This is a genomic window from Sphingorhabdus rigui (assembly GCF_014196595.1).
GTDB classification, from domain to species: Bacteria; Pseudomonadota; Alphaproteobacteria; order Sphingomonadales; family Sphingomonadaceae; genus Sphingorhabdus_B; species Sphingorhabdus_B rigui.
In genome coordinates, this window is the sequence record NZ_JACIEA010000001.1 from 66,710 (window position 1) to 91,980 (window position 25,271).

Consider the following 25,271-nt stretch of genomic DNA (forward strand, 5'->3'; position numbering starts at 1 on the left):
TCGAACGGGTAATTGCGCCAGCGCTACCCGCAATCGGCACATTTTCCGCGGACTTCGATGACGGGGCGAACCTCGGCAAAACCGGCATGTTCGGCCGCTGCGCGAACGTTCATGGTCAGCGTGTCGTCATCAATATGCGTTGCGGTGCCGCAGCTGTCGCAGATCAGGAAAATGCAATCATGCAGACAGCCGGGATGCGAGTTGGCGAGATAGGCGTTCGCGCTTTCGACGCGGCGCGCAAGGTTGGTGGTCACGAACAGATCGAGTATCCGGTACACGCTGTTGGGTGCAACCCGCTTGCCGCGCTTTTGCGAAACGAGATCTGCAATATCATAAGCCGATGCCGGTTTTTCAAACGTGGCGAGCACGGCGAAAATGTCCGCGCGCATATCGGTCCACTGCTCGCCCGCCTCGACCAAAGCCGATTGGGCGGCTTGGGCAAGCGATGCGCCTGCATGCTCGTGATGATGATGAACTGCCATATGGATGATGTAGGCTTTGACAGCCAGCCGGTCAATTGCCCGTCAGGCAGATGCGCGGTGGTTCAGGAAATGTCCTAGCGCGAGGCAGATGACGCCAAGGACGGTCCAGACGATCTCCGTCCATCCATGCGGCAATGTCAATGCGCCCGCCATCATGCCAATGCCGGCTGCGCCAACGATGGCTGGCGTAAACAGTCCATGATCCCAAAAGCCCTTACCAAGCGCCAGTACGCCGAAGAGAATGGCCAGCAACAGGCCGGTTTCATGAATGATCGAGTTGAGAAAAACACCGCTCGCCGATGCCAGAAACGCCAGCAAAAGCATGGTGACAAGGCAATGCACAAGGCACAGGCCAGCAATGCTTATGCCAAGCCCGTCCCATCGCCATTTTTTCCATGCCTGCGTCATTATGGGCGTATTACACCGATTCGGTAAACGTTACAACATTACATCGCATAAATTGCAGCCGTGGCGACCATTTTTGCAACCTCTGTGCGCTTGCAGCTTGCTGAAATCAGGGGCATATCGCCGTTTATGGATAAAGCTCTTCATTCTGACACCGCATCCGGTGCGCGCCCGTCGCGCCCTCAGGCGCTGATTACATGGCTTATGGGCGTGGCGGTTCTCGTCTTCGCGATGGTGGTTGTGGGCGGCATTACGCGCCTGACCGAATCGGGCCTGTCGATCACCGAATGGAAACCCATCACGGGCACCTTGCCACCGTTGAACGAGGCTAGCTGGCTCTCCGAATTTGAAAAGTACAAACAGATCCCCGAATATACCGAGATCAACGGTCCGGCGGGCATGACGCTCGCGGAGTTTAAATTCATCTATTTTTGGGAATGGGTCCACCGCTTGTTGGGGCGGGTTATCGGATTGGCCTTTGCGCTGCCGCTGGCATGGTTCTGGATCAAGCAGGCGATCCCGAGCGGCTACAAGCTGCGCTTGCTTGCTTTGCTTGCGCTGGGCGGCCTGCAAGGGACCATTGGCTGGTGGATGGTGTCATCGGGCCTTTCTGCGCGCACCGATGTCAGCCATTACCGGCTTGCCGTCCATCTTTTGACCGCCCTCACCATCTTGGGTGGCCTTGTTTGGACCGCGCTTGATTTACACGCACTGACGAAAAATTCATCGGCAAAGCCCGCGCGCATCACTGGCTTTACGGGCAGTATCTTGGCGATATTGTTTATCCAGCTGCTCTTCGGCGCGTGGGTTGCCGGGCTGAATGCCGGATATGTCGCCAACACATGGCCATTGATGAACGACCGCTTTTATCCCGATGGCGTGGATACCGCCAAGGGTGCATTTTACGCTTTGGTGAATGACCCCTATCTCACCCATTTCGTCCACCGCTGGTGGGCGTGGGTCGCGGTGATTGCGCTGATCCTGATGGCACGGCGGGTTAAGAAAGCAGGCGTTCGTGGGGCATCAGCCGCTATTCATAGCGCGTTCGGCATCCAGATCCTGCTGGGCATTGCAACCGTAATGACGGGGGTCAACATCGTCCTTGCCGTTTCACATCAGGCGGTCGGTGCCCTTTTGGTCGCGGCCACGGTCTGGGGCGCGCATGTCTTGGGACGCGACACAGCCTAAACGCAGGCAGGTATTATTATACCCGTCGTAAAACCCTTGCTTTTGCTTGACTATTGGCCGGTTCGTCGCCATTGGCACCGCTTCGCGTGCAGGATCCTTTGTGATTCTGTGCAACACTAAAATTTCGAAAGGTGCGATTAGCGATGAAAACGCTATCCAGAGTTACGAAATCGATCCGTCCACAGGACGTCGAGAAATCGTGGATCCTCATTGACGCAGAAGGTTTGGTTGTTGGCCGTGTTGCCAGCCTCATCGCCAACATCCTGCGTGGTAAGACCAAGCCAAGCTACACCCCGCACGTGGATTGCGGCGACCATGTTGTTGTCATCAATGCCGACAAGGTGAAGTTCACCGGCAAGAAGTTGACCGACAAGGTTTACTATCGCCACACCGGTTACATCGGTGGGATCAAGGGCATCACTGCGGGTAAGGTACTTGACAGCAAGTTCCCTGAGCGCGTCCTTGAAAAGGCCGTTGAGCGCATGGTTCCACGCGGTCCTTTGGGTCGTGCCCAAATGCGCGCGCTGCATCTGTATAATGGTACCGAGCATCCGCATGCCGGCCAACAGCCAACGACGCTCGACGTCGCTTCTATGAACCGCAAGAACAAGGTGGGTGCATAATGTCTGAAACTGCAAATTCGCTCGCTGATCTCGAAACCTTGGGTGCCGACGTTCAGGCACCAGCTCAGATTGCTGCTGTCGTTCGCGAACAGGAAATTGATGCGCAAGGTCGCGCTTATGCAACTGGCCGTCGTAAGGACGCGGTTGCACGCGTTTGGTTAAAGCCAGGCACCGGCAAGATTGTCGTCAATGGCCGCGATCAGGAAATTTACTTCGCACGTCCTTCGCTGCGTCTCGTCATCAACCAGCCGTTCGGTGTCACCGAGCGTACGGGTCAATATGACGTTATCGCAACCGTCAAGGGCGGTGGCCTTTCGGGTCAGGCTGGCGCGGTCAAGCATGGCATCGCACAGGCACTGTCGAAGTACGAGCCACTGCTGCGTAGCGCTGTGAAGTCGGAAGGCTTCCTGACCCGCGACAGCCGCGTTGTCGAGCGTAAGAAATACGGCAAGGCCAAGGCGCGTAAGAGCTTCCAGTTCTCGAAGCGTTAAACCGAAAAGTCGGTTTTCCGAACAAAATCAAGGGCTTGCGAGAAATCGCGAGCCCTTTTTTGTTGTAGCGGAATCGTGGCAGATTTGCAGAAACGTCGACGTTCTGAGCTCTTCGATATAGCTGCATGGCAGCGGTCAGGGCATCTTTGGGGGTCGGAGATCTGATTGTCTATCAACGCACCCTGTCGCTGCTGACACGAACGATCCATTTTTGCTTGAAGCTATGAAGCATTTCCACGCTGGGCAGATTGATAAAGAGACATTGCTTGCGTTGCTGGAACCGAAGGAAAGCCAGAGATAACTTAAAATCTTGAAATAAGCTCAAAAAAACAATATGCCGTGGACCGTCTTTATTAAAATATAATCTAAATATCGGACATTAATTTGTGTTGAAAATATTTATATTGAATTATATTGTTAAAAAAATAGTAATATAAGATTTGTTTCATTTTATTTATTTATAAATTCAGATTTTAAATTTTCTGAAATAGAATATATTATTTTTCTTTTGTCATCATTAGATATTTCCATTTTCAATGCTCCAATATCTAAAAGTCTTTTGATATCTTGGTTGTGACCAGAAATGGATCTTCCTGTTCTTTTCATTAAATCTAGTGACGGAAGTGGTCCATTTTCCGCAATTTCTTTGATAATAACCAATTCGTTGTGCAAGCATTTTACATTTGTTGAATGCTGAAAATTAAATATTTTCCTTATTTCATCAATCATACATTCCCCCAACGATTAATTTTATAAATTAATCGCCAAATTGGAAAAATCGCACCGTATTTCAATATTGATGATGACTATTGTATAAAACTATCAAAAATGAAAATTTACAAATTGCGCATGGCAGCGGTCGCTGCGTCTCGTCATCAACCAGCCTTTCGGGTCAAGCATGGCATCGCGCAGGCACTGTCGAAGTACGAGCCACTGCTGCGCAGCGCTGTTAAGTCGGAGGGCTTCCAGTTTTCGAAACGTTAAGCTCATTCAGTCCGGATCATTACACAAGAGGGGCTGCCAGAAATGGCGGCCTCTTTTTTATGCTGCAGACCATTGGTGTAATCGCATAATCTTTCACCTGACATCTGAAAGGATCCAGTGCGATCAACCATCGACCCGAAAGACAATTCAAAATGCGACCGATTGTCATGGCTATTGCAGTGGCCCGCTGCTACCCCACGGCGCGGAAAATAAAGGTACGCACTATGCCGAAGCAGATTATCATATGTGTCGGCACCGTTTGGGCGCTGCTATATTCCATGCCTGCAACGGCAACAACCGCCCCTGCAAAAATTTGGATTATGATGACCGATACGTCTGCTTCACAAACAAGCGCGACGGTCAAGCTGAACGACAGTTTTACCATCCAAAATAAAGGTAGCAGAGGCTTAAACTGCTCCATAACGCATAACATACTCAATAACTTGAGCAGCGCGACACCAGTGGCTCTGATGCCTGGCGCGACGTTAGTGTCGACGGTGATAAACGCTGACAGTGGGGTCACCTATCTCACGTGCAGCCAATACCGTGTGACGATTACTTATGTGAAATGATGCTGGTCCGCATTCTCATGTGACCCAATCGCGACGCTTGGCTTGCAGAATCTGTGCATTGGTCCGCCGTGTCGTTTCGTTAAATTTGCCAACCTGTTGAGCAGGCACAATATAAGAGGACAATATATGAATAAGCGCCTGATAGCCGGAATGGCGGTTGCTACCGTTCTGACCGCGACCGCCGTTTACGCGGCAACCTCTATTGTTACTATGAAACAAAAGACATTCTCTACCATGACGCTTACCATCCAAAAAGGCGATGTGGTCGAATTCAGGAACGATGATACGGTTTACCACGATATATTTTCGTTGTCTGATAACGCGAATTTCGACCTCGGTTCATTTGGACCAAGTGAAACCAGAAAGATTACGTTCAACACGCCCGGGAAAGTGGAGGTAGAGTGCGCTGTCCATAAGGGCATGAAAATGACGATACAGGTCAAATAGACGCGGCGTTCGCGGATTATCGTCAACATGCGGATGCGCATTGAACAGAATTTCGTTTTTCGTTGAATGTCAGCGCTTTAACCGGCACATACCGCGCATGATCAAATATATCCTTATTGCCGTGCTCCTTGCGCTCGTTGGTTCCGGCTTATGGCTCTGGAATAAGAGTGATCCACAAAAGCTCGATTTTGCGGACCGGTGGGCACCGGGCGCTGCCGAGTTTGATGGAACGCCTGTGACGGCGATCGCTTACGGAACCGACGCGCGGCAGAAGCTGGATATCTATGCACCTGAAGGCGCTGCGTCTGCGCCTTACCCCGTCCTCATCTTCTTTCATGGTGGCTCGTGGCGCGATGGTGAGCGGGAAGGCTATGGCTTTTTGGGTCGTGCCTTTGCATCGCGCGGTTTTGTCACTGTCATTGCCGATTATCGCAAATCGCCTGCGGTTCGTTTCCCCGCATTTGTAGACGACACAGCGGCGGCCATTGCGTGGGTGCACGCCAATGTTGGTACGTATCAGGGCAACAAAGACGACATTTTCCTGATGGGACACAGCGCCGGCGCGCATATCGCGATGATGACCGCGCTCGATCCACGTTATTTGAAGGCGCAGGGCTTGGGGACTGACGTCATAAAGGGCGTGATCGGGCTAGCCGGCCCTTATGATTTCTTGCCGTTCACCACCGAGTCATCGAAAATTGCCTTTGGCCAATGGCCCGACTTAACCGAGACCCAGCCGATTACCTTCGCGCGCGCCGATGCACCGCCTTTGTTGTTGCTGACGGGGGACAAGGACACTGTGGTTAAACCACGCAACAGCAAAATCCTGTCGGAACGGATCGCCGCGCTCGGCGGGAAACAGCAGCTTAAAATCTATCCCGATGTTGGTCATTCCGACATCATCATGGCGGTCGCACGCCCCTTTCGGAACAAGGCGTCTGTCATTACCGATGTTACGACCTTCATAAAGGCGCACGAACCGCGTTAAGCCGCGTCTGCGGTTTTTGGCGCAACTATCTTTTGCCGATAGGAAATGACCAGCAGCGCGGCGTTGACCACCGCTGCGCCTAACATCGCAAATGCTGCACCCACCTCGGCATAAATGGGCATAAGCCAGATCATCATCAGCACCACGACAATAGCGCCGGCAAGGCTGCACAGCATCACGCGGCCCGCCTTGCCCGCGGTGAGCAGCGCAGGCTCCAGCCCCAAGGTGGCAAATTGGATGGCGGTGGCCGTGCCCAAGATCAATACCAACGGATAAGCGGCGACAAATTCTGCGCCAAATATCCATATCAAAGCGGGTTTCCCGGCAAAGCCGACAATCGCCAATACGAGCACCGCCGCAACGCCGGACACTTTAATCATGCGGCTGAGCAAGTTGCTGGCATCTTTGGCGTCGACGGTGTGCGCAACGCGGGCATATTCGGTGAATATCGCCATGGATATGGCGTCGCCGACGCGGGCAAAGACCTGACCCAATTGATAGCCAAGGCGGAAAAATCCAGCCGCCGCTGCACCAACGGAAAAGCCGACCACAACCGCGACCACTTGTTGGCTGGTCAGCTTAAAACTTGAACCCGCATTGGACCATAACGCGAATTTGGTAATGCCGGGGAAGCTGTCCTGAAAGCCACGCAGCGTTGGCATAGTGCTGAGCCGCAGCGGCAATTTGAGCCGGCGCAAAACATTCCCCCAAACCCATATCGTTGGCACCATTTCGGACAATAGCCACACCGCGAGGAACCCCCATGCCGTAGGCTGCGTCAGCACCAATATGCCGGTGCCGATAAGGCGGATGATAGGCACCAGCATGTCCGGAATGGCGGCGTCACCAAAACGGTCGTTGATGCGCAGCAGCCCTGTCGGTGTCGAACGGGCGGACAGCACCAAAAGGGTGGTGAAGCCGACCACGGCGATTGCCTCTGAATCACTCCAGCCTTGGTTGTATGCAAGCGCCCATGCGCCGACCATCGCGACCAGAAACGCCAGCAATGCCCCTATTATATCAAGGATCAGGCAAAACCATGTGAGTTCGGCCAGCTTTTGATCGGACTTTGTGTGCACCAACGTCGTGCCGTACCGGATCAGAATTTGCCACGTCTGGAACGATGTAAAGCTGGATATCGTTTGGGCAAAGCTGAAGATCAGCATGAATTTGCCAAATTCTGCCGCACCCAAGCTTTGGGTAGAAACGGCAAGGTAAATAAGGCTGAGCACCGCAGAGGTGGTCTTTGGCAAGAACAGCCACGCGCCCGATTGCAAAATGCGGCGCCCACTCCCCCGTTTTTGTTCAGCCATTACGCCAGACCCCCGATCAGTCTGCGGGACTAGTGCACTTCCGCCGTTAATCAAAGCCATGTCATGACGCGCCGGAAAAAAACTGAGCGTGCTGCAAACTGGTCGCAAAAATCTAGCAATGGCGATAGATGCTTTCTTGTATGAATAATCCACGACACCAGAAGGCTGCGGCGTCCGTCAAATCGGACGTCATTTTCCTGTTCAACCATGATGCGGGCCACCAAGTGGCGCATTTGGCGGGGATAGCCGGCGCATTCGCGTTGCGTGAAAAAGCCTACCGGGCGATTGTCGCCTTTGGCAGTGACGTGACGCGAAAAGAGGTCGAAAGGCTGCTGACGCCTGAGCAGATTGCCGCCTTGCATTGGCGGTCGCTGGCGTTACCCGAATGGCTCGAGACGCTTACCAGCGGCCTGAACAGATTGGTGCCCGTTCACCGGATATTGCGTTTATATTGGCATAATGCGTTCTTACGGAAATCCGTCGCCATCGTGTCGACGGAACGCACCTGCCTGACCCTCAAACGCCATTGGACCAAATTTCGCCGCCGCAAACATTGCCCTGCCTTTGTCTGTGTGCCCCATGGGGCGGGGGACCGGAATGTATCTTTTCACCCTGCATTCCGGGACTTTGACCTGTTGATGGTCAGCGGACAAAAGGTTGTGGACCAGATGGTGGATGCGGGCGTGTCCACGCCCGAACGCTGCCGGATCATCGGTTATCCAAAGTTCGACATTTTGCGGGGGCGCACCCCCGAAACATTTTTCGACAACGGCAAGCCGACCTTTTTATACAATCCGCATTTCGACCCACATATGTCCAGCTGGTTCGATCACGGGGCGGACATATTGGAATTTTTTTATCAGAATGCGGACCGTTACAATCTGATCTTTGCGCCGCATGTGATGCTATTCTATAAAAAGGTGCATATTTCGCCCGAATATCGCGTGACCCGCACGCGGCCCGACATTGATCCCAAATATTATGATGCCCCGAATATCCGGATCGATGTGGATAGCGCGCGCCTGTTTGACATGAGCTATACCCTGTCCGCAGACGTCTATATTGGCGATGTTTCAAGCCAGGTGTATGAATTTCTGCATCGTCCGCGCGCCTGTTTTTTCATCGATACGCACAGTGTGGTCGCGCCCGGCGCTCCGCCCGAATATGATTTCTGGAACAACGGCCCGGTTGTCCGCACGGCCAAGCAGTTGATAGCATTGTTGCCCGATCATGCGCAGATTGCCGCCCAATATCGCAAAGCCCAAGAGCAGCGCATGGCCTACACCGCCGACCAAAGCGATCCGCGCCCAGCCTCGGACCGCGGTGGGGAGGCTTTGGGTCGATATATTGAAAGCTTAGCTGGCTGAAGCGGGCGCCTATGCGCTGCGGAAATCGAGCACGCCCCAATTGGCCTCGGCAGCCGCCTTCATAAAGCGTTTGGAGGGGTTCACCACATAACCTTCGTCAGCGAAGTCTAAAGTGAACCGGTCGCTCAGATCGTCCGAATAAAAACGGATATGCGCATCTTTGCGGTTAATGCCTTGTTGCGACAGCCATTCCTGCACGCGGCGCAATTTTTCTGCGGCATAGCAATTCTCGCCGTCGATGCGGTGCATCAATTGGCCGTCTGCTTCGCCGATATGACGCGTCGCAATAACGGCATCAAAACCAATTTTGGCGCCGATGTTGCCGGCATAAAAATGGGGTGCAGCGGTTGCCATCACCAACAACGCCCCGCGCGCGCGATCGGCGTCAATGCGGGCAACGGCCCCCGGCTGAAGGCCTTCGCGCACAAGCTGTTCGGCAAAATGGGCGACGATATTGGGTAAGCTGTCCGGACAGATTTGGCGTCCGATAAACATCGCGATCCCAAATTGTTTCAGGGGTTTGCGTCCATATAGGCCAAGCTTATATCCCAGCATCGCCGCGATCCAGACCGGCAGTAATGCCAGCCGAATGGGCGCGGTCCGCCGGGCATAAAATAGCAGAAAATGCGTAAATGTCGGGCGACGGGTTATCGTCTTGTCGAGATCATATATTGCAATATTCATATTTGGTCGCCAAGCCCCACCCCAAGGTATGCCAAATATGTTGGCGTGCCCCCCGATTTGGATGCGTTTAGGAGAAGCTGTTTGCAAGCGCAATGGACCTGCATCGTCCTTGCCGGGCAAAGGCCTGGTACGGATATGTTTGCACAGCATTTCGGGCTGAAGCTGAAAGCTCTGGTGCCCGTGCGCGGCGAACCGATGATTAGCCATGTCGTGCGGACGCTGCGTGCGTCGCCGCTTATCGGTGAAATCATTGTTCTATGTCAGGAACCCGATGCACTGCGTTCCGCGGTAGATGCCGCAGGTGGCGCAACGTTGGTCGAAAGCCTGAGCAGTATATCGCTGAGCATCAAACGGCAGGTGGATGCGTTAGGATTTTCGTCGCCGATATTGGTGACCACCGCGGACCACCCCTTGTTAACCGTTGATATGATTGCGGAATTTCTAGGAAAAGCGGAGGGCGATGTTGCCATTGCGATGGTGGAATGCAAGACGATGCTGGCGCAATTTCCCGATGCCAAACGCACATGGCTGCGTTTTTCGGACGGGGCATGGTCCGGCGCAAATCTCTTCGCGTTGATGAGCCCCAAGTCCGCATTCGCACTTGATTTATGGGCAGAGGCCGAACAGGATCGCAAGAAAGCATGGCGCCTGTTCATGCACTTCGGGGTGCGGCTGGCCCTGCGCGCGCTGACCCGCACGATTGGATTGCGGCAGGCGTTGACCGCTGCGGGCAAACGCCTTGGCCTTGTTGCTACGCTGGTGCCAATGTCTGACCCTGTCGCTGCAATCGACGTCGATAAGGTTAGCGACCATATATTGGCGGAGCACATTCTTATCGACCGCGAAACCGGGGCGCGCTCACATTTGGCTGCTTGATTAGCGGCCCATTTTCTTTTGCCGCCGCCTTTGCACGGACGATCCGATACCCATAGCTTCGCGATATTTCGCGACGGTACGTCGGGCAATGTCGAAGCCTTTTGCCGTCAACAAATCGACCAGCGTGTCATCGGACAGGATCTTTTCGCCCTCGGCATCAATGAGGGATTTGATGTGGCTTTTCACGGCCTCAGCCGACGCGCCCTCACCGTCGGCGGATTGAACGCCCGATGAGAAGAAATATTTGAGATCAAACAGACCGCGTCCGCAATGCAGATATTTGTTGCTCGTCACTCGGCTGACGGTGGATTCATGCATGTCGATGGCATCGGCCACTTGCCGCAGCGTGAGTGGCCGCAAATGGGCGACGCCCTTGCGAAAAAAGCCGTCCTGTTGCTTCACAATCTCGGTGGCGACCTTGACGATGGTGCGCTGTCTTTGATCCATGGCTTTGATGAGCCAATTCGCATCCGCCATGCAATCGCTTAGCCAGGCTTTTGTGGCCTTGTCTTGCCCCAGCTCGGCAACATAGCTGCGGTTGATGAGAATGCGGGGTAGGTTGGCACTGTTCAGTTCGATGGCCCAGCCGTCGCCGCGCGGCGTGATGAATATGTCGGGCGTGACCGCAAGCATATCTTCGCTTTCGAACCGGCAGCCGGGCTTTGGATCATAACCACGCAGTTCCATCAACATATCGCGCAGATCTTCGTCATCGACGCGGCACATGCGCTTAAGCTGGTCAAACGCACCCTTTGCCACCAAGTCGAGATTGTCGATGAGCTTGGCCATGCAGGGGTCATAACGATCCGCCTCGCGCGCTTGAATAGCAAGGCATTCGGACAGATTGCGCGCCCCAACGCCGGTTGGATCGAACCGCTGCAACTCCGAAAGCGCCGCCTCCATTTCCGCCATGGGAACGCCAAGCCGGTGGGCCGCCGCCATCAGGTCTTCGCCAACATAGCCCGTGGGTTCGATATGTTCGATAATCTGCTGGACCAGAAACAACTGCCGTCCAGACAGGCTGGACCCTGCCTGCGCCATCAAATGTTCACGCAGGCTGATATCGCGCGCGGCAAAGCTGTCGAAATCAGGGCCGTCGGCGTCAAAGCCGCTGGGCGCGGCGCCGCCCGAAAGCCCAAGCATGCCATCGGCCCCGCCCACACTATCGGACGGGGTATCATGGTGGAACGTTTCCGCGCTGAAATCGACATCAAGCGCGTCCGATGTGCCTTGGCCATCGCCACTGAGCAGGTCGTCACTGGCGCGCTCGCCACTGTCGTTCAACGCGGGCGCGAAATCCTCGGTCGGCACATCAGGGGCAATGTCGCTGCTGGCTGTTTCCAAAACGGGATTACGTTCGACCTCTTCCGCGATGAACGCTTCAATTTCGAGCGATGATAATGCCAGCAGTTTAATCGCCTGCTGCAGTTGCGGTGTCATCACCAGCGACTGGCTTTGGCGAAGATCGAGACGGGGTGCTAATGCCATGACGTTATGGTTCCGTCATCGCCGCAAATCACATTGCAAAACTCTCGCCGAGATATAGGCGGCGCACATTGGGATCCGCGACCAACGCCTCGGGCGACCCTGCGAACAGAACCTGCCCACCATAAATGATGCAGGCGCGGTCAACGATATCCAGCGTTTCGCGCACATTATGATCGGTAATCAGCACGCCGATGCCGCGGGTTTTCAATTCTTTCACAAGGTCGCGAATATCGGAAATGGATATCGGGTCGATGCCGGCGAAAGGTTCATCGAGCAACATGATCGACGGATTGGCCGCCAGCGCACGCGCAATTTCGCAGCGCCGCCGCTCGCCACCGGACAGCGCCATGGCGGGTGCGCTGCGCAACCGGGTGAGGCCAAATTCACCAAGCAATTTTTCCAACCGCTCGTTGCGCGCATCTGCATCGGGTTCTGACATTTCCAGAACAGCGCTGATATTTTGTTCAACGGTCATGCCGCGGAAAATTGATGTTTCTTGCGGCAAATAGCCCAAACCCAAAATCGCGCGGCGGTACATCGGCAGGTTGGTGATGTCCGCGCCATCCAATGTGATGCGGCCGCTGTCGGGCTTTACCAGCCCCATTATGGAATAAAAGCAGGTGGTTTTACCCGCGCCATTGGGGCCAAGTAGACCCACCACTTCGCCCTTCGCAACCGAGAGCGACACATCGGTCAATACCGCGCGCTTGTCATAGCTTTTGGCGATGGAAACGACACCCAGTCCGGATTGCACGCCGTCTTGCGTCGTCGCATCCGCAGCGGGAGAAGTTGCAGTCATGCTATCCATATCCAAATTTCGCCCGCGATTTTGCCGTTGATATCCAACAGACAGCTAATGAATGCTGACCCATTTTGCAATTGGCATGATTTATGCTGCCCCGTTTTGGAGGCTGTTTGGGGCTGCCCCCTAATTTTTGCGCTGTGGAACGCTAAACGAACCGGTAACGCGGCCGCCCGAATTGGTTGTATTGGCAGGGCCACCGCCATTGATCGTTGACCGGCCTGAATTGAGATCAATGACAAGCCTGCCGCCGGTTAGCCGGTTGCTGCCTTGCACCAGATTCACATTGCCAATCAGTGTGATCAGGCTGGAGTCCAGATCATATATGGCCGAGTTGCTGGTTGCGCGCAGATCATCTTTGGTGATGGTCACGCCGCCCGTGGCGTCGAGGCGATTTACATCCACGCCGCCATTGTCGGAATAGGCGGCTGTCACGCGATTTGCCTTGAGCGTAAGCCCCGCCTGCGTTGCAGTTACGCCGCCGGCAAGAACAACGCGGTCTGCGCGATCCTGAAGCTCCATCGAACCGGCAGCGAAATCGACAGGTGCGTTGCTATCGTGATTGCGAATAGTTTGCGCCGACGCCGAAGACAGCATCATAATGCCAGCAACTGCGGCGGCCAATCCAAAGGAGATAGAAGCTTTGCTCATGACGGCCTCACTTAATCGCATTCTGGTTGATACGCAAACGAACGCCGCCATCTAGTTTAACGACGCGCGTTTCCAGGTCAGCGCGTAATCGTCCTGCATGGAAGGTTCCGACCTTTGTACGGCCGCTCACTGGTCCAAAGCTCTGCATCGTCCGGTCTTTCAACGACAGCTCCACATTGCTGGCCACCATGTCATAGCCCGGCGATTCAACCGCCAATGGGCCCGTCACGCGCATGGTTTCCTTGCCAAGGTCATAGCTGCCGCGCTGTGCGATGATGGAGGCTGGGCCGTCCTTCAACGATATCCGGCCCGACAGCGATGTCATGTCGAGAACAGGTTGAGCCGATGTCTTCTGAACAGCGCTACCCGCGCGCAGCGAAAAGGGCCGGCCCTTGCTGTCTTCGCCGCGATATAATGCTTCAACAACGCGCAACCGCTCACGCGACAGATTCACTTCGTCTTTGTTCAGGACAAAGCTGAGTTCCTGCTTCCCGGTGAAGGGGCTGAACGCCAATATAGCGACAAGCAAACCGATGATGCTCGGCAAGACAACACGCATCGCGCGGATAAGGCGGTCATGCCGTCCACCGGGCAATGCCCAGCGTTGACGATAACTGCGTTCAAGATCGGCCTGTGCGGACATGTTATGTCTCTAACCCGATTAAACCTTAACTGTGCCCGAATATATCGGTCTCTGGCCAGCCAGACAGGTCGAGGTTCGCACGGTGCGGCAGAAAGTCAAAGCAGGCCTGCGCCAAATCGGTGCGGCCTTCGCGTTCCAAACGCACGACAAATTCGGCATGCAGGCGGTGCAGATAGCGCACATCGCTGGCGGCATAATCTTTTTGCGCTTCGGACAATATGGGGCCGCCCCAGTCGCTTGACTGCTGCTGTTTGGAAATGTCTGTCGACAGCATTTCCTTCACCAGTTCCTTCAGCCCGTGGCGATCAGTGTAGGTCCGAACAAGGCGCGAGGCGATTTTGGTGCAGAATAACGGCGTCGCGACGACGTTCAAATAATGCGAAATCGCCGCCAAATCGAATCGGGCATAATGGAACAGCTTCAAACGGGCGGGATCGGCCAGTACGGCACGCAAATTTGGTGCAGAAAAGTCACTGTTGCGGCCAAAACGCACCAGATGTTCATCGCCGCGTCCGTCGGAAATCTGCAGCAAGCACAGCCTGTCACGCGGGGTGATGAGGCCCATGGTTTCGGTGTCTACGGCGACAGGGCCATCGGCCAGTACGCCTGCGGGAAGGTCTTCTTCGTGTAAATATACGCTCATGCTAGCCCCTTGCCCCACCCGACTGTGCAAGGCAAATGAAACTACAGTTGGCACCCTGCGATTTTCGGCCGCAATATTTGCTATCGCGTAACCTTTTAATGCGATATACAAAATGCTTGCGCAATCACCAACGGCTGCGCTTGTGACGTGCAGTACAGTCGCCCTCGACTGCATAACATAGTGGTTCTGGGCGATGAGAAGGCAAGTAAGAAGTTATGGGTTTTGATCGCAAGCGTGCTGGCAAAGGCCGGGACAAAAGAGATGGTTTCGGTGATGAAAGCTATGACGGTTATCGCGCACCGTCCCCCTATCAAAGTGATTTTGGCGGCGGCCGCTCAGGTGGCGGTTACGGCGGCGGAAATAGCGGCGGCGGTGGTGGCGGAGGTGGCTTCGGTGCACCTCGGCGTGGCCCAGGCGGCCCACCAATGCCAGCCCAAGTCATCGGTTCCGGCAAAGGAATTGTTAAGTTTTTCAATGGTCAAAAGGGCTTTGGCTTCATTCAGGTCGATGGTCGTCCCGATGATGTGTTCGTACACATCAGCGCGGTTGAGCAAGCTGGCCTGACGGGTCTCGCTGAAGGCCAGCCGCTCGAATTCTCGCTCGTTGAGCGTGGCGGCAAGGTTTCGGCAACGGACCTCGTCATCGATGGTGAGCCAATGGAAGTGACCGAGCGCGCACCGCGTCCGGATCGTCCAGCATTTGATCGTGACCGCGCTCCGCGTGGCGATGACCGTGGTGGCTTCCGCGGTGGTGACCGTGATTCGGCACCACGTGGTCCGCAGCGCGAATCGACTGGCGAACGTGCCAATGGAACCGTCAAATTCTTCAACGACATGAAGGGTTTTGGTTTTGTGCAGCGTGATGATGGCGGCGAAGATGTGTTTGTGCACATCTCTGCGCTTGAGCGTTCGGGCATGGGTCAAGTGACTCAGGGCGACCGTTTGGCGTTTGACATCGAAATCGATCGTCGCGGCAAATATTCAGCCACGAACTTGGGCCCGCTTTCCGAATAAGCGCGCTTTAGAATTTCAAAAAGGCGGGTGAAGCACAACGCTTCGCCCGCCTTTTTTGTATCTATCATGCCTTACCGATTGTCGCGGCCAGGAACCAGGCGCGCTGTTCGGCCTGATCGGTCCAGTCGTCCAGCATGCCATCGGTCGCATTGTCGCCCGCTTCGTCCGCAAGGCTCTTGGCGTCTTTCAATGCCGTAATCAGCGTCTCATTGTCGGCGTGCAGTTCCTTCAGCATCTTGGGTGCATCAGTCGTCGTCGAATCATGGTCATTGATCCGCTGCTTGGCGGCGATCGCGCCAATGGACGTCAGCGTGTCGTGACCCAACTTGCGCACGCGCTCGGCGACAAGGTCGGTCGTGGCGATCAATTCCGTCGCCTGTTCATCAAACAGCAGATGATATTCGCGAAAATGCGGACCGGTCACATGCCAATGAAAATTCTTGGTCTTGAGGTAGAGCGCATAATAATCGGCCAGCAGGCCATTTAACGCATCGGCCAGCGCTTTTTTGCTATTGTCACCATGTGCCATGGCAGTTCTCCATCATTCGGGGGTGGGGGAGAATATAATATAGGAACGACGCGCGCTATTTACAGCACCCGCGCTTGCGGTAGCGGCAATTAGCTGATGCCATTGGCTTGCGTGGCCAGTACAAAGCCCCATCCCAACAACAATGCGCCAGAGACCCACCTTATGGGTTTCAACGGCACAATCTGGCCAAGCCGCGCGCGCAGGATGACCGCGGGCACCGTGGCGGCCATGATGCCGATGAAGCCGCCGACCGCTGCCATGCCCCAATACGGCGTGCGGGCACTTTGCGCGGCGATGATGAACTGGCTCTTGTCGCCAAATTCCAGGATAAACAGACCCAAGAATGCGGTCAGAAATGCCGGGCTTTTCCACCCCGATAACGGGTCGACATTGCGCCGCCACAGCAGCATGCCGGCGCCTGCAAAGATATAGGCAATGCCAGCGAACATCTGAATGAGCCGCTCGCTCATCCAGCTGTCGATTACCGATCCGCCTGCCGCCGAAATGGCGCAATTGAGCAAAGTGGCACAGGCGAGCCCGGCAAGTATCGCTTTATTGTTGCGATATCGCAGCGCGAGCACGGCGGCGAGGATCTGTGTCCGGTCGCCCATCTCGGCGAGGAAAACAGACAGGAAGGTTGTAAAGGCAGTGTCCATATTTTCTGCCTTAGCACATCATGATCAAAATGGGATGTGTGCGGCGGGTGGACTGAACTGCGCCGCGAATCGCTTTTGTTTTGGCAATCAAAGCGGGCTATGTTGAGCGCGCTCCAGCGTCCGAAAACGCGGCGGCACGGCAAAACGAAGATGCTGAAACCAGTGCAGTGAGACGATTCAGGGGGTATTGGCCCGCTTTGACGTCTGATTTGGGGTTACGGGCTTGACTTTCACCCGCCAAACCAGCAAAGGCCCGCGTCTGTGAACAGCGCGGCCAAACCCTGCGCAGTTTTTTGCGACATTATTTGAACAAAAGGAATGGGCCATGGCGAAGCCAGCCACGATCAAGATCAAGCTGCTCAGCACCGCTGACACGGGCTTCTTCTACGTGACCAAGAAAAATCCACGCAACATCACTGAAAAGATGACGTTCCGTAAATATGACCCCGTCGTGCGCAAGCATGTCGAGTTCAAGGAAGCCAAAATCAAGTAAGCCAACGCGCTGCTTGAATAAGCTATCGATCAGGGCGCCTCGGGCGCCCTTTTTGATTCACGCATTGCCCGCACGCGATTGGGTTCGATTATCCAACAATTCCCCGCACTGCCTCCAGAAACGTCATCACTGACACCGGCTTTGACAGATAGCCTTTTGCGCCTGCGGCCATGATCCGGTCCTCGTCGCCTTTGCCTGCATAAGCGGTCACCGCGAGCACGGGGATTGGGGATAACGCCACATCCTTTTGCATCGCCTCAATCAGGTCGATGCCGCTGACATGCGGCAGTTGAATGTCCATGATGATAAGGTCCGGCGCAAATGTCCGCGCCTGTTCCAGCGCCAGCCGTCCGTCGCGCACACCTTCAACAACAAACTGATGGGCGCGCAGCAAGTCAGTGAATAGCTTGAGGTTCAGCTCATTATCCTCAACGATCATCACCTTTTTCGACATTACCGCTCTTTTCTCGCTTTGCGTTCGTGGATGCCTTCGCTTAAGCGAAAGCCATGCATGAAACAAATGGCAAGTTAGACGCATCGGGTATGGCGTTTCAGGCTTTGGCTTGGGCGTTGATGGAAGAAGCACGGGCGGAGCGGCTTTTGTCGCTGACCGGCCTGACACCCGAAGGGCTGCGCAGTTCGATCACCGAACGCGGCACGCAAGCGGCGATATTATCCTTTCTGGAAGCTTATGAGCCCGACCTCATCGCGTGCGCTGCGGTCATCGGGGTGTCCCCGGCATTACTTGTTCAGGCACGGCAGGAGTTAGAAGCATGAGTAGGCCATTGCTGATTTCCGATTGCGATGAGGTGCTGTTGCACATGATCGTGCCCTTCCGCGATTGGCTGGACGATGCGCACCACATCCATTTTGACCTCGTCCACGGCGATTGGGGTGAGGCGCTGCGTCACAAGCATGATGGCACGGTGGTTGAGCGCGGCATGGTCTGGGACCTGCTCAACGGCTTTTTCGATACCGAAATGCACCGCCAGCAAGCGATTGATGGCGCGGTTGAAAGCCTCAACCGGCTGCGCGAACATGCCGATGTCGTTATCCTCACCAATTTGCTCGATCACCGCGCCGGGCCCCGGACCGAGCAGTTGAAGGCCGTGGGCATCGACGCGCCAGTCTATTGCAACCAAGGCGGCAAGGGCGAGGCACTTGGCCGGATTTTGGACGCATATAAACCCAGCGTCGCCGTTTTCGTCGACGATCTCGGGCATCAGCATGAGTCCGTTGGCGAACAGCATCCCGACGTCTGGCGGCTGCATTTTGTCGGTGAGCCATTGCTGTGGGATCGCGTGAAGCCTTCGAAATCTGCGCATGCGCGGTTGGATCGTTGGGCGGACGCGGAAGTTTGGATTAGGGAACGGCTGGTTGCGAATGCGCCAGCACCCAGTTTGGAAAAGGTAGCATGATGATAGAAGCAAAATTGGCCGAGCTCGGCATTACCCTCCCTGCACCAGCAGCGCCGGTCGCATCCTATGTGCCCGCGGTCGAAGCAAACGGGATGCTGTTCATTTCGGGCCAGTTGCCCTTTGTCGATGGCAAGGTTGTCACCGGAAAAGTCGGCGATACGCGCAGTCTTGAAGAGGGGAAAGCCGCTGCCAAGGCGTGCGGAATCATGCTGATCGCGCAGATGAAGGCCGCGCTTGGCGGCGACCTCGACCGCGTGGAACGCATCGTCAAGCTTGGCGTCTTTGTTGCGTCGACCCCCGACTTCACCGACCAACCCGAAGCCGCCAATGGCGCATCGGACCTGATGGAAGCGGTGTTCGGCGACGCAGGCAAGCATGCACGTGCCGCGGTCTCGGTTCCGGTATTGCCACGCGATGCAACGGTCGAAATCGACTGCGTGGTAAAGGTTCGCGCGGCTTAATGACCGACGGCGTCACCGCCGAACTCTTTAGCAAGGTCAGCGATATTCCCGCGGACCATTGGGATGCGCTGAATCCGCGGGGCAATCCGTTTGTGGCCCACGCGTTTTTGGCGGCGTTGGAGGAATCGGGCAGTGTGGGTCCGGGCACGGGCTGGTCGCCTGCGCCGATCATGATCCGCGATGCGGGCGGCGTTCCCGCTGCTGCGCTGCCTGCCTACCTTAAGAGCCACAGCCAGGGCGAATATGTGTTCGACCATCATTGGGCGGATGCGTTTGAACGGGTGGGCGGGCAATATTATCCCAAGTTGCAGATTGCCGCGCCCTTCTCGCCCGTGCCGGGGCCGCGATTGTTGCTGCGTGATCCAGCGCTTGCGCCAGCGATATTGGCCGCTGCCGAAGCGGTCGTGGACCAAAATGGCCTGTCGTCTGCGCATGCAACTTTTGTTGAAGAGGGCGAGCTGGAGTTGTTTCGTGCGGCGGGATGGCTGACGCGCATCGGCACGCAATTTCACTGGCAAAACCGCGATTATGCAGACTTTGACGGTTTCTTGTCCGCATTGTCGTCACGCAAGCGCAAGGCCATTCGCAAGGAGCGTGCGGCTGCACAATCCGCCGTCCGCATTGCGCAAATCAACGGCGCGGACATTACGCCTGATCATTGGGATGCCTTTTGGGTATTTTACCAAGATACCGGTGCGCGCAAATGGGGGCAGCCTTATCTAACGCGCGCGTTTTTCGACCGCATCGGGGAAAGCATGCAGGACAGCATCGTGCTGTTCCTTGCGTATGATGGTGATCGACCGATTGCGGGTGCGCTGAACTTTGTCAGCCCGGATTGCCTCTATGGCCGCTATTGGGGCTGCACCTGCGATGTGCCGTTTCTGCATTTTGAGTTGTGTTATTATCAGGCCATTGATTACGCGATCGCGCATGGCTTGCCCCGCGTTGAAGCGGGCGCGCAGGGCGAGCATAAGCTGGCCCGCGGATATGAGGCGGTCCCTACATATTCAGCGCATTATATCGCCAATGCAGGCTTTCGTTCCGCCGTTGCCGATTTCCTTGCCCGCGAAAGTCAGGCGATGGAACGCCAGATAGAATTTCTGGGCGAAATGGCGCCGTTCAAGAAAGGCTAAGTCGTCCGCGAACAGGCAGGATTTCGCTGTTGCAATCGACTCTTTAATCGCGCAATTAAATAAGCGAGAGAGGAATCAGCCATGAGCAAACCAAGTCCCCAAGAATTAGCGGATTTCGAAAAGCAGTGCGATGCGTGGTTCGCCGAAAACACGGTGCGCGACCCGGGCTTTATGTTGCCGCTGACCTTCATGGAAGTTTCCACCGATCAGCAGTTTGATTTTCTGCGTGACTGGCAGCGCAAGGTTTATGAGGCGGGCTATTTCGGCATGTCCTGGCCCACCGAATATGGCGGCTATGGCATGCACCCCGAATATCAACGGATCGCCACGCGCGTCATGAAAAGCCATGACGCGCCGATCATGCTGAACGCGATTGCGAACGGTTGGACGGGTCCATTGCTGCTCGACATTGGCCGCGAAGAAGACAAGCGCCGTTTCATTAAGCCCATGCTGTCGGCGGAAGAAATCTGGTGCCAGGGCTTTTCGGAGCCAGAGCATGGTTCCGACCTTGGCAGTGCGCAGACCAAAGCGGTGCGCGATGGTGATGAATATGTCATCAACGGTTCGAAGATCTGGACATCATTGGGCGACCGCGCCGATTATATGATCCTGCTCGCGCGGACATCGAATGACGGGCCAAGCAAATATGCAGGGCTATCGTTCTTCCTCGCGCCGATGAAGATTCCCGGCGTTGAAACCCGGCGCTTGAAGAAATTGACGGGCGAATATGGCTTCACCCAATGCTTCTTCACCGACGCCCGCATTCCAGCGTCAGGCCTCGTCGGCGAAGAAGGGCAGGGCTGGATGGTCGCGATGAAGACGCTTGAATATGAACGCGGCGCGAAGGTCAATCCGGTCGGCGGTTATTTCGTCAAGGAAATGGACGTCATGGGCGTCATCGATATGGCGCGTTCGGCCAAGCGCGGCGGCAAGCCTGTGCTCGACGATCCCGTCATGCGCGACAGGCTGGTCGATTATATGATCGAAATTCAGGCGCTGAACCTCAACAACCAACGCCGCCGTATGGCGCCGCTGACCAGTGACCGTCCGATGGGTCTTGCGCTCATGAACAAGCTGGCGCGGACCGAGTTGGTGCGCGAGCTCACCGAATTCTCGCTCCAGTTTCAAGGAACGCGCGCGGGCTATTATGTGGGTGACGAAAATGCGGTCGATGACGGCTATTGGCACCGGTCTTACCTGAACAGTTTTTCCGCCACCATCGGCGGGGGCACCAGCCAGATCCAAAAAAATATCATCGGTGAACATGTGCTTGGTTTGCCCAAGGGGCGTTAGGCACGCCGAAACACCATATCCGTTGCTGAAGTGAGAGGAATGCAATGTCTGAAGTCCTAACCCAAGCGCAGGACGGCGTCCTGATCATCACCATCAACCGGCCTGAGGCCAAGAACGCCGTCAACCAAGCGGTCGCGCAAGGCGTCGCTGCGGCCATGGAGCAGCTTGACGGCGACAAGAGCCTGAACGCGGGCATCATCACGGGCGCTGGCGGTACATTCTGCTCGGGCATGGACCTGAAGGCCTTTCTGCGCGGCGAGTTGCCGAGTGTTAAGGGTAAGGGTTTTGCCGGGTTCATTGAATCTCCGCCTGCAAAACCATTGATTGGCGCGGTTGAGGGCTATGCACTGGCCGGTGGTATGGAAATCGCCATCGCGTGCGACCTGTTGGTGGCGAATGACAAGGCACAGTTCGGCATACCTGAAGTCAAACGCAGCCTGGTTGCGGCGGCGGGCGGCTTGCTCACCTTGCCGTCGATTATCGGCAAGCGCATGGCGATGGAGCTTGCGCTGACGGGTGATTTTATCTCGGCGCAACGGGCCTATGAGATGGGTTTTGTCAATCGCATCACCGACGGCGCCGCCATCGATGCCGCGCTTGAGCTTGCGGCCAAGGTCGCAGCGAATGGTCCGCTCGCGCTGATTGCGACCAAGCGCGTGATCAATGAGCGTCCGGATTGGAATTCGACGGAGATGTGGAAGAAGCAGAATGAAATCTGCGGCCCCGTTTTCACGTCGAAGGACTCGCGTGAGGGCGCACTCGCCTTTGCCGAAAAACGCAAACCTAACTGGCAAGGCGAATAATATGGGCCACCCCGCCGTTCACGCACAGGCTTTCCCCGATAAACCTGCTGTCATCATGGCGGGATCGGGCGAGACGATAACGTATAAGCAGCTTGACGAACGTTCCAACCAGTGCGCGCATTTGTTCCGCAGCCTGGGGCTGCAACATGGCGACACGGTTGCGTTCTGTTTGGAAAACCGCGCGGAGTTTTTTGACCTTGTCTGGGGTGCGCAACGCGCGGGGCTGATTTATGTCGCGATCAGTTGCCGTCTGACGGCGTCGGAAATCGACTATATCTTGAACGATAGTGGTTCAAAGGCGCTGTTTGCTTCACCCTATTTGGGTGCGACGCTTGATCAACTGCAAAGCCCTGTAAGGCGGTTCATTCTCGGCGGGGAACATGCCGGCTGGGAAAGTTATGCAGCCGCAGTTGCGGACATGCCCACTTCGCCTATCGCCGATGAACGTGCTGGCACCGACATGTTGTACAGTTCAGGCACGACTGGTCAGCCCAAGGGCGTACGTTTCCCCTTGCCCGATGATCCGGACATTGCGGGACCAAATGCATTGTCCGGCCTTGCCGCGATGGCGTTCAAATTTTCGGGCGACAGCATCTATTTGTCACCAGCGCCGCTCTATCATGCGGCACCGCTGCGGTGGTGTGCGGCGGTTCACCGGCTGGGCGGTACCGTGGTCGTTATGGAGAAATTCGACCCCGAAGCAGCGCTGGCGGCCATTCAGAAATATAAGATCAGCGCCAGCCAATGGGTGCCAACGCATTTTGCGCGCATGTTGAAGCTGCCCGAAGAGGTCCGCAACGCCTATGATGTGTCGAGCCTTGATTCCGCGGTGCACGCTGCCGCGCCGTGCCCAGTGCCTATCAAGGAAGCGATGATAAATTGGTGGGGCCCGGTCATCCGCGAATATTATGCGGGGACGGAAGGCCAGGGGATTACCTTTATCTCCAGCGAAGAATGGCTGACGCACAAGGGTTCGGTCGGACGGCCATTGAACGCCATCATGCATATATGCGACGAGGACGGCGATGATGTTCCCGTGGGCGAAGAAGGCACCGTGTTCTTCGAAAGCGCTGCGTCTTTCAGCTATCATAATGATCCCGAAAAAACCAAAGGCGCGACCAACAAACATGGTTGGACAACGCTTGGCGACGTCGGCCGACTGGATGAAGAGGGCTATCTTTACCTCACAGACCGCAAAAGCTTCATGATCATTTCGGGCGGGGTGAATATCTACCCGCAGGAGATTGAAAACCATCTGCTGGCCCACCCGCGCGTCCGCGACGTTGCGGTCATTGGTGGTCCGCACGACGAAATGGGTGAAGAGGTTATCGCCGTGGTGCAACCGCTCGATATGGCGGACGCTGGTGATGCCTTGCGTGACGAGCTGACCGCTTATGCGCGCGAAAAGCTGTCGGGTGTCAAAATTCCGCGCCGCATCGATTTTCGCGAAGAGCTGCCCCGCCATGATACCGGCAAATTATACAAGCGCCTGCTGCGCGATGAATATTGGGCAAAGCAAAAAGCATGACCGCCATTCCCAAGATTGCACCGGAGCTTGCGGCGCATATCGTCGATCCGGTTGTATACGGGAATTGGCGTGCGTTGCTGGATACATTCGCCACACTTCGCCGGGATTCCCCCGTCGCAGTTGCTGAAATACCGGGCTATCGACCGTTTTGGGTCATCACCCGCCATGCCGACATATTGAAGATCAGCAAGGACAATGCGACCTTTCTGAATAACCCCGCGACAGTCGTCGTTGCGCCTTTGATGGCCGAAATGTTTGTGGCGCATTTGATGAAGGGCAGCCCGCATCTGGTGAAGTCGTTGGTACAAATGGACGCGCCTGAGCATCCCAAATACCGACGGCTGACGCAGGATTGGTTCATGCCGGCAAATCTCAAGACGATAGAAAGCAATATTCGGGCGATCGCGAAATCTGCCATCGACAAGATGCTGTCTATGGACGGAACATGTGATTTTGCACGCGACGTGGCGGCGATGTATCCCTTGCATGTCGTGATGGAATTGCTTGGCGTTCCAGAGAGTGACGAGCCGTTGATGCTGAAGCTGACGCAAGAACTGTTCGGCGGGCAGGACCCGGATTTGAACCGGATGCGCGCGGCCAATATCTCGCCGCAAGAAGCGACCGAGCTTATGGCGCAGACTGTCGCTGATTTTAACGCCTATTTTGAAGCGTTGGCACAGGACCGCCGCGCTAATCCGCGCAACGATCTGGCAACGATTATCGCCACCGGAACCATCGATGGCATGCCTATCCCTGACTATGAAAGCGCGGGCTATTACACCATCGTTGCGACGGCAGGGCATGACACCACCTCGGCATCGACGGCTGGCGCGATGTGGGCCTTGGCACAGGACCCGGCGCAGTTTGCTAAAGTGAAGGCAGATCGCTCCTTACTTCCCGGTCTGATTGAAGAAGCGATACGGTGGACGACACCCGTTCAGCACTTCATGCGCACGGTCGGCGCGGACACGGAAGTCAGTGGCGTACCGATGAAAGCGGGCGATTGGCTGATGCTGTGCTATGTCTCGGGCAATTATGACGAATCCGTGTTCCCTGACCCGGAACGGTTTGATGCGGGACGCAGTCCCAACCGGCACATTTCCTTTGGATCCGGCGCGCATCAATGTCTGGGCTTGCATCTGGCGCGGCTAGAGATGAAGATATTATTCGAGGAACTGCTTGACCGTGTAGATTCGGTTGAACTGGCTGGCGAACCCAAACGATCGCAATCGACGTTTGTGGGCGGCCCCAAAACTTTACCGCTGCGATTTGTGGCAGCTTGAACGAAAGAGGATAC

Annotated in this window: 31 protein-coding genes and 1 pseudogene; 19 read left to right on the forward strand and 13 right to left on the reverse strand. The window is 55.7% G+C overall.

Annotation, left to right across the window (positions count from 1 at the left end):
* Positions 1-23 precede the first annotated feature (23 nt).
* Both GGR91_RS00280 and GGR91_RS00285 read right to left on the reverse strand, forming a co-directional pair.
* Entirely contained in the window at positions 24-482 is a 459-nt protein-coding gene (locus GGR91_RS00280; RefSeq protein WP_183938960.1) for a Fur family transcriptional regulator, read from the reverse strand.
* A gap of 42 nt (positions 483-524) precedes the next feature.
* Positions 525-890 carry a MerC domain-containing protein gene (locus GGR91_RS00285; protein WP_183938962.1) on the reverse strand — a complete coding sequence of 122 codons (366 nt, stop codon included), beginning with the start codon at positions 888-890 and terminating at the stop codon, positions 525-527.
* Positions 891-1,016: 126 nt separating this feature from the next.
* Here GGR91_RS00285 and GGR91_RS00290 point away from each other — a divergent pair, with 126 nt between their 5' ends.
* The 3 genes from GGR91_RS00290 to rpsI all read left to right on the forward strand — a co-directional run bounded on the left by GGR91_RS00290 (position 1,017) and on the right by rpsI (position 3,189).
* Positions 1,017-2,075: a COX15/CtaA family protein gene (locus tag GGR91_RS00290; protein ID WP_183938964.1), complete on the forward strand. Its 1,059-nt coding sequence runs from the start codon at positions 1,017-1,019 to the stop codon at positions 2,073-2,075.
* Between the two features lie 143 nt (positions 2,076-2,218).
* The gene (gene rplM, locus GGR91_RS00295; RefSeq protein WP_183938967.1) at positions 2,219-2,698 is read left to right on the forward strand and encodes a 50S ribosomal protein L13; all 480 of its coding nucleotides are present in this window, start codon (positions 2,219-2,221) and stop codon (positions 2,696-2,698) included.
* Positions 2,698-3,189, forward strand: coding sequence for a 30S ribosomal protein S9 (gene rpsI, locus GGR91_RS00300; RefSeq protein WP_183938969.1), 492 nt, complete (start codon positions 2,698-2,700; stop codon positions 3,187-3,189). Before rplM ends, rpsI begins: the two co-directional genes overlap by 1 nt.
* Before the next feature lie 450 nt (positions 3,190-3,639).
* Here the strand turns inward: rpsI and GGR91_RS00305 are convergent, their stop codons facing one another.
* Positions 3,640-3,918: a winged helix-turn-helix transcriptional regulator gene (locus GGR91_RS00305; protein WP_183938971.1), complete on the reverse strand. Its 279-nt coding sequence runs from the start codon at positions 3,916-3,918 to the stop codon at positions 3,640-3,642.
* Between the two features lie 162 nt (positions 3,919-4,080).
* Here GGR91_RS00305 and GGR91_RS11575 point away from each other — a divergent pair.
* The 4 genes and pseudogenes from GGR91_RS11575 to GGR91_RS00320 form a co-directional block, all read left to right on the forward strand.
* A pseudogene (locus GGR91_RS11575) lies at positions 4,081-4,155 on the forward strand (30S ribosomal protein S9); the annotation flags it as partial.
* A 242-nt stretch (positions 4,156-4,397) separates the two neighbouring features.
* Positions 4,398-4,745, forward strand: a complete 348-nt coding sequence (locus GGR91_RS00310; protein ID WP_183938973.1) for a hypothetical protein — start codon at positions 4,398-4,400, stop codon at positions 4,743-4,745.
* Positions 4,746-4,871: 126 nt separating this feature from the next.
* On the forward strand, positions 4,872-5,192 hold the full coding sequence (locus GGR91_RS00315; RefSeq protein ID WP_183938975.1) for a cupredoxin domain-containing protein: 321 nt from the start codon (positions 4,872-4,874) through the stop codon (positions 5,190-5,192).
* Positions 5,193-5,289: 97 nt separating this feature from the next.
* Complete coding sequence (locus GGR91_RS00320; protein WP_183938977.1) at positions 5,290-6,180, forward strand: alpha/beta hydrolase; 891 nt, start codon at positions 5,290-5,292, stop codon at positions 6,178-6,180.
* Here GGR91_RS00320 and GGR91_RS00325 read toward each other — a convergent pair.
* Positions 6,177-7,493, reverse strand: a complete 1,317-nt coding sequence (locus tag GGR91_RS00325) for a lipopolysaccharide biosynthesis protein (RefSeq protein WP_183938979.1) — start codon at positions 7,491-7,493, stop codon at positions 6,177-6,179. The two genes, GGR91_RS00320 and GGR91_RS00325, sit on opposite strands and share 4 nt — an antisense overlap.
* Positions 7,494-7,633: 140 nt before the next feature.
* On the opposite strand from GGR91_RS00325, the gene GGR91_RS00330 reads away from it, so the two are divergent.
* Positions 7,634-8,860, forward strand: coding sequence for a hypothetical protein (locus GGR91_RS00330; protein WP_183938981.1), 1,227 nt, complete (start codon positions 7,634-7,636; stop codon positions 8,858-8,860).
* A 9-nt stretch (positions 8,861-8,869) separates the two neighbouring features.
* Here GGR91_RS00330 and GGR91_RS00335 read toward each other — a convergent pair whose 3' ends face one another.
* Entirely contained in the window at positions 8,870-9,544 is a 675-nt protein-coding gene (locus tag GGR91_RS00335) for an HAD family hydrolase (RefSeq protein ID WP_183938983.1), read from the reverse strand.
* Positions 9,545-9,625: 81 nt separating this feature from the next.
* Between GGR91_RS00335 and GGR91_RS00340 the strand changes: the two genes are divergently transcribed.
* A complete protein-coding gene (locus GGR91_RS00340) occupies positions 9,626-10,420 on the forward strand; it encodes an NTP transferase domain-containing protein (protein WP_246336982.1) in 795 nt (264 codons plus the stop codon).
* Here GGR91_RS00340 and rpoN read toward each other — a convergent pair whose 3' ends face one another.
* The 5 genes from rpoN to GGR91_RS00365 all read right to left on the reverse strand — a co-directional run bounded on the left by rpoN (position 10,421) and on the right by GGR91_RS00365 (position 14,647).
* The gene (rpoN, locus tag GGR91_RS00345; RefSeq protein ID WP_183938987.1) at positions 10,421-11,908 is read right to left on the reverse strand and encodes an RNA polymerase factor sigma-54; all 1,488 of its coding nucleotides are present in this window, start codon (positions 11,906-11,908) and stop codon (positions 10,421-10,423) included.
* 28 nt (positions 11,909-11,936) lie between these two features.
* Positions 11,937-12,707 carry an LPS export ABC transporter ATP-binding protein gene (gene lptB, locus GGR91_RS00350; RefSeq protein WP_246336983.1) on the reverse strand — a complete coding sequence of 257 codons (771 nt, stop codon included), beginning with the start codon at positions 12,705-12,707 and terminating at the stop codon, positions 11,937-11,939.
* 129 nt (positions 12,708-12,836) lie between these two features.
* On the reverse strand, positions 12,837-13,361 hold the full coding sequence (locus GGR91_RS00355) for an LptA/OstA family protein (protein ID WP_183938991.1): 525 nt from the start codon (positions 13,359-13,361) through the stop codon (positions 12,837-12,839).
* A 7-nt stretch (positions 13,362-13,368) separates the two neighbouring features.
* Positions 13,369-14,004, reverse strand: a complete 636-nt coding sequence (locus tag GGR91_RS00360) for an LPS export ABC transporter periplasmic protein LptC (RefSeq protein ID WP_183938993.1) — start codon at positions 14,002-14,004, stop codon at positions 13,369-13,371.
* 25 nt (positions 14,005-14,029) lie between these two features.
* Positions 14,030-14,647, reverse strand: coding sequence for a ribonuclease D (locus tag GGR91_RS00365; protein ID WP_183938995.1), 618 nt, complete (start codon positions 14,645-14,647; stop codon positions 14,030-14,032).
* Positions 14,648-14,862: 215 nt separating this feature from the next.
* Here GGR91_RS00365 and GGR91_RS11680 point away from each other — a divergent pair, with 215 nt between their 5' ends.
* Entirely contained in the window at positions 14,863-15,660 is a 798-nt protein-coding gene (locus GGR91_RS11680) for a cold-shock protein (RefSeq protein WP_183938997.1), read from the forward strand.
* 64 nt (positions 15,661-15,724) lie between these two features.
* Here the strand turns inward: GGR91_RS11680 and GGR91_RS00375 are convergent, their stop codons facing one another.
* Together GGR91_RS00375 and GGR91_RS00380 are read right to left on the reverse strand one after the other, a co-directional pair.
* The gene (locus GGR91_RS00375; RefSeq protein ID WP_183938999.1) at positions 15,725-16,189 is read right to left on the reverse strand and encodes a Dps family protein; all 465 of its coding nucleotides are present in this window, start codon (positions 16,187-16,189) and stop codon (positions 15,725-15,727) included.
* Between the two features lie 89 nt (positions 16,190-16,278).
* Positions 16,279-16,845 carry a TMEM165/GDT1 family protein gene (locus GGR91_RS00380; RefSeq protein ID WP_183939001.1) on the reverse strand — a complete coding sequence of 189 codons (567 nt, stop codon included), beginning with the start codon at positions 16,843-16,845 and terminating at the stop codon, positions 16,279-16,281.
* 325 nt (positions 16,846-17,170) lie between these two features.
* Between GGR91_RS00380 and rpmG the strand changes: the two genes are divergently transcribed.
* Complete coding sequence (rpmG, locus tag GGR91_RS00385; protein ID WP_125229418.1) at positions 17,171-17,338, forward strand: 50S ribosomal protein L33; 168 nt, start codon at positions 17,171-17,173, stop codon at positions 17,336-17,338.
* 88 nt (positions 17,339-17,426) lie between these two features.
* On the opposite strand, the gene GGR91_RS00390 is transcribed toward rpmG, so the two are convergent.
* On the reverse strand, positions 17,427-17,792 hold the full coding sequence (locus tag GGR91_RS00390; protein ID WP_183939003.1) for a response regulator: 366 nt from the start codon (positions 17,790-17,792) through the stop codon (positions 17,427-17,429).
* Between the two features lie 53 nt (positions 17,793-17,845).
* Here GGR91_RS00390 and GGR91_RS00395 point away from each other — a divergent pair, with 53 nt between their 5' ends.
* The 8 genes from GGR91_RS00395 to GGR91_RS00430 all read left to right on the forward strand — a co-directional run bounded on the left by GGR91_RS00395 (position 17,846) and on the right by GGR91_RS00430 (position 25,257).
* A complete protein-coding gene (locus GGR91_RS00395; protein WP_246336984.1) occupies positions 17,846-18,115 on the forward strand; it encodes a DUF3572 family protein in 270 nt (89 codons plus the stop codon).
* The gene (locus tag GGR91_RS00400; protein WP_183939005.1) at positions 18,112-18,756 is read left to right on the forward strand and encodes an HAD family hydrolase; all 645 of its coding nucleotides are present in this window, start codon (positions 18,112-18,114) and stop codon (positions 18,754-18,756) included. Before GGR91_RS00395 ends, GGR91_RS00400 begins: the two co-directional genes overlap by 4 nt.
* Positions 18,753-19,217: a RidA family protein gene (locus GGR91_RS00405; protein ID WP_183939007.1), complete on the forward strand. Its 465-nt coding sequence runs from the start codon at positions 18,753-18,755 to the stop codon at positions 19,215-19,217. The genes GGR91_RS00400 and GGR91_RS00405 overlap by 4 nt, the downstream gene beginning before the upstream one ends.
* The gene (locus GGR91_RS00410; protein WP_183939009.1) at positions 19,217-20,350 is read left to right on the forward strand and encodes a GNAT family N-acetyltransferase; all 1,134 of its coding nucleotides are present in this window, start codon (positions 19,217-19,219) and stop codon (positions 20,348-20,350) included. The genes GGR91_RS00405 and GGR91_RS00410 overlap by 1 nt, the downstream gene beginning before the upstream one ends.
* A gap of 81 nt (positions 20,351-20,431) precedes the next feature.
* Complete coding sequence (locus tag GGR91_RS00415) at positions 20,432-21,643, forward strand: acyl-CoA dehydrogenase family protein (protein ID WP_183939010.1); 1,212 nt, start codon at positions 20,432-20,434, stop codon at positions 21,641-21,643.
* Between the two features lie 44 nt (positions 21,644-21,687).
* On the forward strand, positions 21,688-22,446 hold the full coding sequence (locus tag GGR91_RS00420; protein ID WP_183939012.1) for a crotonase/enoyl-CoA hydratase family protein: 759 nt from the start codon (positions 21,688-21,690) through the stop codon (positions 22,444-22,446).
* Position 22,447: 1 nt separating this feature from the next.
* A complete protein-coding gene (locus GGR91_RS00425; protein ID WP_183939014.1) occupies positions 22,448-23,974 on the forward strand; it encodes an acyl-CoA synthetase in 1,527 nt (508 codons plus the stop codon).
* The gene (locus GGR91_RS00430; protein WP_183939016.1) at positions 23,971-25,257 is read left to right on the forward strand and encodes a cytochrome P450; all 1,287 of its coding nucleotides are present in this window, start codon (positions 23,971-23,973) and stop codon (positions 25,255-25,257) included. The genes GGR91_RS00425 and GGR91_RS00430 overlap by 4 nt, the downstream gene beginning before the upstream one ends.
* Positions 25,258-25,271: the final 14 nt, after the last annotated feature.

Excerpts from the sequence above, each read along its gene's own strand:
- GGR91_RS00360 (WP_183938993.1), bottom strand. The coding sequence starts at position 14,004 with ATGTCCGCACAGGCCGATCTTGAACGCAGTTATCGTCAACGCTGGGCA.
- GGR91_RS00325 (WP_183938979.1), bottom strand. The coding sequence starts at position 7,493 with ATGGCTGAACAAAAACGGGGGAGTGGGCGCCGCATTTTGCAATCGGGC.
- GGR91_RS00425 (WP_183939014.1), top strand. The coding sequence starts at position 22,448 with ATGGGCCACCCCGCCGTTCACGCACAGGCTTTCCCCGATAAACCTGCT.
- rplM (WP_183938967.1), top strand. The coding sequence starts at position 2,219 with ATGAAAACGCTATCCAGAGTTACGAAATCGATCCGTCCACAGGACGTC.
- GGR91_RS11680 (WP_183938997.1), top strand. The coding sequence starts at position 14,863 with ATGGGTTTTGATCGCAAGCGTGCTGGCAAAGGCCGGGACAAAAGAGAT.
- rpsI (WP_183938969.1), top strand. The coding sequence starts at position 2,698 with ATGTCTGAAACTGCAAATTCGCTCGCTGATCTCGAAACCTTGGGTGCC.
- GGR91_RS00285 (WP_183938962.1), bottom strand. The coding sequence starts at position 890 with ATGACGCAGGCATGGAAAAAATGGCGATGGGACGGGCTTGGCATAAGC.
- GGR91_RS00400 (WP_183939005.1), top strand. The coding sequence starts at position 18,112 with ATGAGTAGGCCATTGCTGATTTCCGATTGCGATGAGGTGCTGTTGCAC.
- GGR91_RS00355 (WP_183938991.1), bottom strand. The coding sequence starts at position 13,361 with ATGAGCAAAGCTTCTATCTCCTTTGGATTGGCCGCCGCAGTTGCTGGC.
- GGR91_RS00430 (WP_183939016.1), top strand. The coding sequence starts at position 23,971 with ATGACCGCCATTCCCAAGATTGCACCGGAGCTTGCGGCGCATATCGTC.
- GGR91_RS00310 (WP_183938973.1), top strand. The coding sequence starts at position 4,398 with ATGCCGAAGCAGATTATCATATGTGTCGGCACCGTTTGGGCGCTGCTA.
- GGR91_RS00415 (WP_183939010.1), top strand. The coding sequence starts at position 20,432 with ATGAGCAAACCAAGTCCCCAAGAATTAGCGGATTTCGAAAAGCAGTGC.
- lptB (WP_246336983.1), bottom strand. The coding sequence starts at position 12,707 with ATGACTGCAACTTCTCCCGCTGCGGATGCGACGACGCAAGACGGCGTG.
- rpoN (WP_183938987.1), bottom strand. The coding sequence starts at position 11,908 with ATGGCATTAGCACCCCGTCTCGATCTTCGCCAAAGCCAGTCGCTGGTG.
- GGR91_RS00320 (WP_183938977.1), top strand. The coding sequence starts at position 5,290 with ATGATCAAATATATCCTTATTGCCGTGCTCCTTGCGCTCGTTGGTTCC.
- GGR91_RS00380 (WP_183939001.1), bottom strand. The coding sequence starts at position 16,845 with ATGGACACTGCCTTTACAACCTTCCTGTCTGTTTTCCTCGCCGAGATG.
- rpmG (WP_125229418.1), top strand. The coding sequence starts at position 17,171 with ATGGCGAAGCCAGCCACGATCAAGATCAAGCTGCTCAGCACCGCTGAC.
- GGR91_RS00305 (WP_183938971.1), bottom strand. The coding sequence starts at position 3,918 with ATGATTGATGAAATAAGGAAAATATTTAATTTTCAGCATTCAACAAAT.
- GGR91_RS00335 (WP_183938983.1), bottom strand. The coding sequence starts at position 9,544 with ATGAATATTGCAATATATGATCTCGACAAGACGATAACCCGTCGCCCG.
- GGR91_RS00365 (WP_183938995.1), bottom strand. The coding sequence starts at position 14,647 with ATGAGCGTATATTTACACGAAGAAGACCTTCCCGCAGGCGTACTGGCC.
- GGR91_RS00290 (WP_183938964.1), top strand. The coding sequence starts at position 1,017 with ATGGATAAAGCTCTTCATTCTGACACCGCATCCGGTGCGCGCCCGTCG.
- GGR91_RS00420 (WP_183939012.1), top strand. The coding sequence starts at position 21,688 with ATGTCTGAAGTCCTAACCCAAGCGCAGGACGGCGTCCTGATCATCACC.
- GGR91_RS00330 (WP_183938981.1), top strand. The coding sequence starts at position 7,634 with ATGAATAATCCACGACACCAGAAGGCTGCGGCGTCCGTCAAATCGGAC.
- GGR91_RS00280 (WP_183938960.1), bottom strand. The coding sequence starts at position 482 with ATGGCAGTTCATCATCATCACGAGCATGCAGGCGCATCGCTTGCCCAA.
- GGR91_RS00315 (WP_183938975.1), top strand. The coding sequence starts at position 4,872 with ATGAATAAGCGCCTGATAGCCGGAATGGCGGTTGCTACCGTTCTGACC.
- GGR91_RS00405 (WP_183939007.1), top strand. The coding sequence starts at position 18,753 with ATGATGATAGAAGCAAAATTGGCCGAGCTCGGCATTACCCTCCCTGCA.
- GGR91_RS00390 (WP_183939003.1), bottom strand. The coding sequence starts at position 17,792 with ATGTCGAAAAAGGTGATGATCGTTGAGGATAATGAGCTGAACCTCAAG.
- GGR91_RS00395 (WP_246336984.1), top strand. The coding sequence starts at position 17,846 with ATGCATGAAACAAATGGCAAGTTAGACGCATCGGGTATGGCGTTTCAG.
- GGR91_RS00410 (WP_183939009.1), top strand. The coding sequence starts at position 19,217 with ATGACCGACGGCGTCACCGCCGAACTCTTTAGCAAGGTCAGCGATATT.
- GGR91_RS00375 (WP_183938999.1), bottom strand. The coding sequence starts at position 16,189 with ATGGCACATGGTGACAATAGCAAAAAAGCGCTGGCCGATGCGTTAAAT.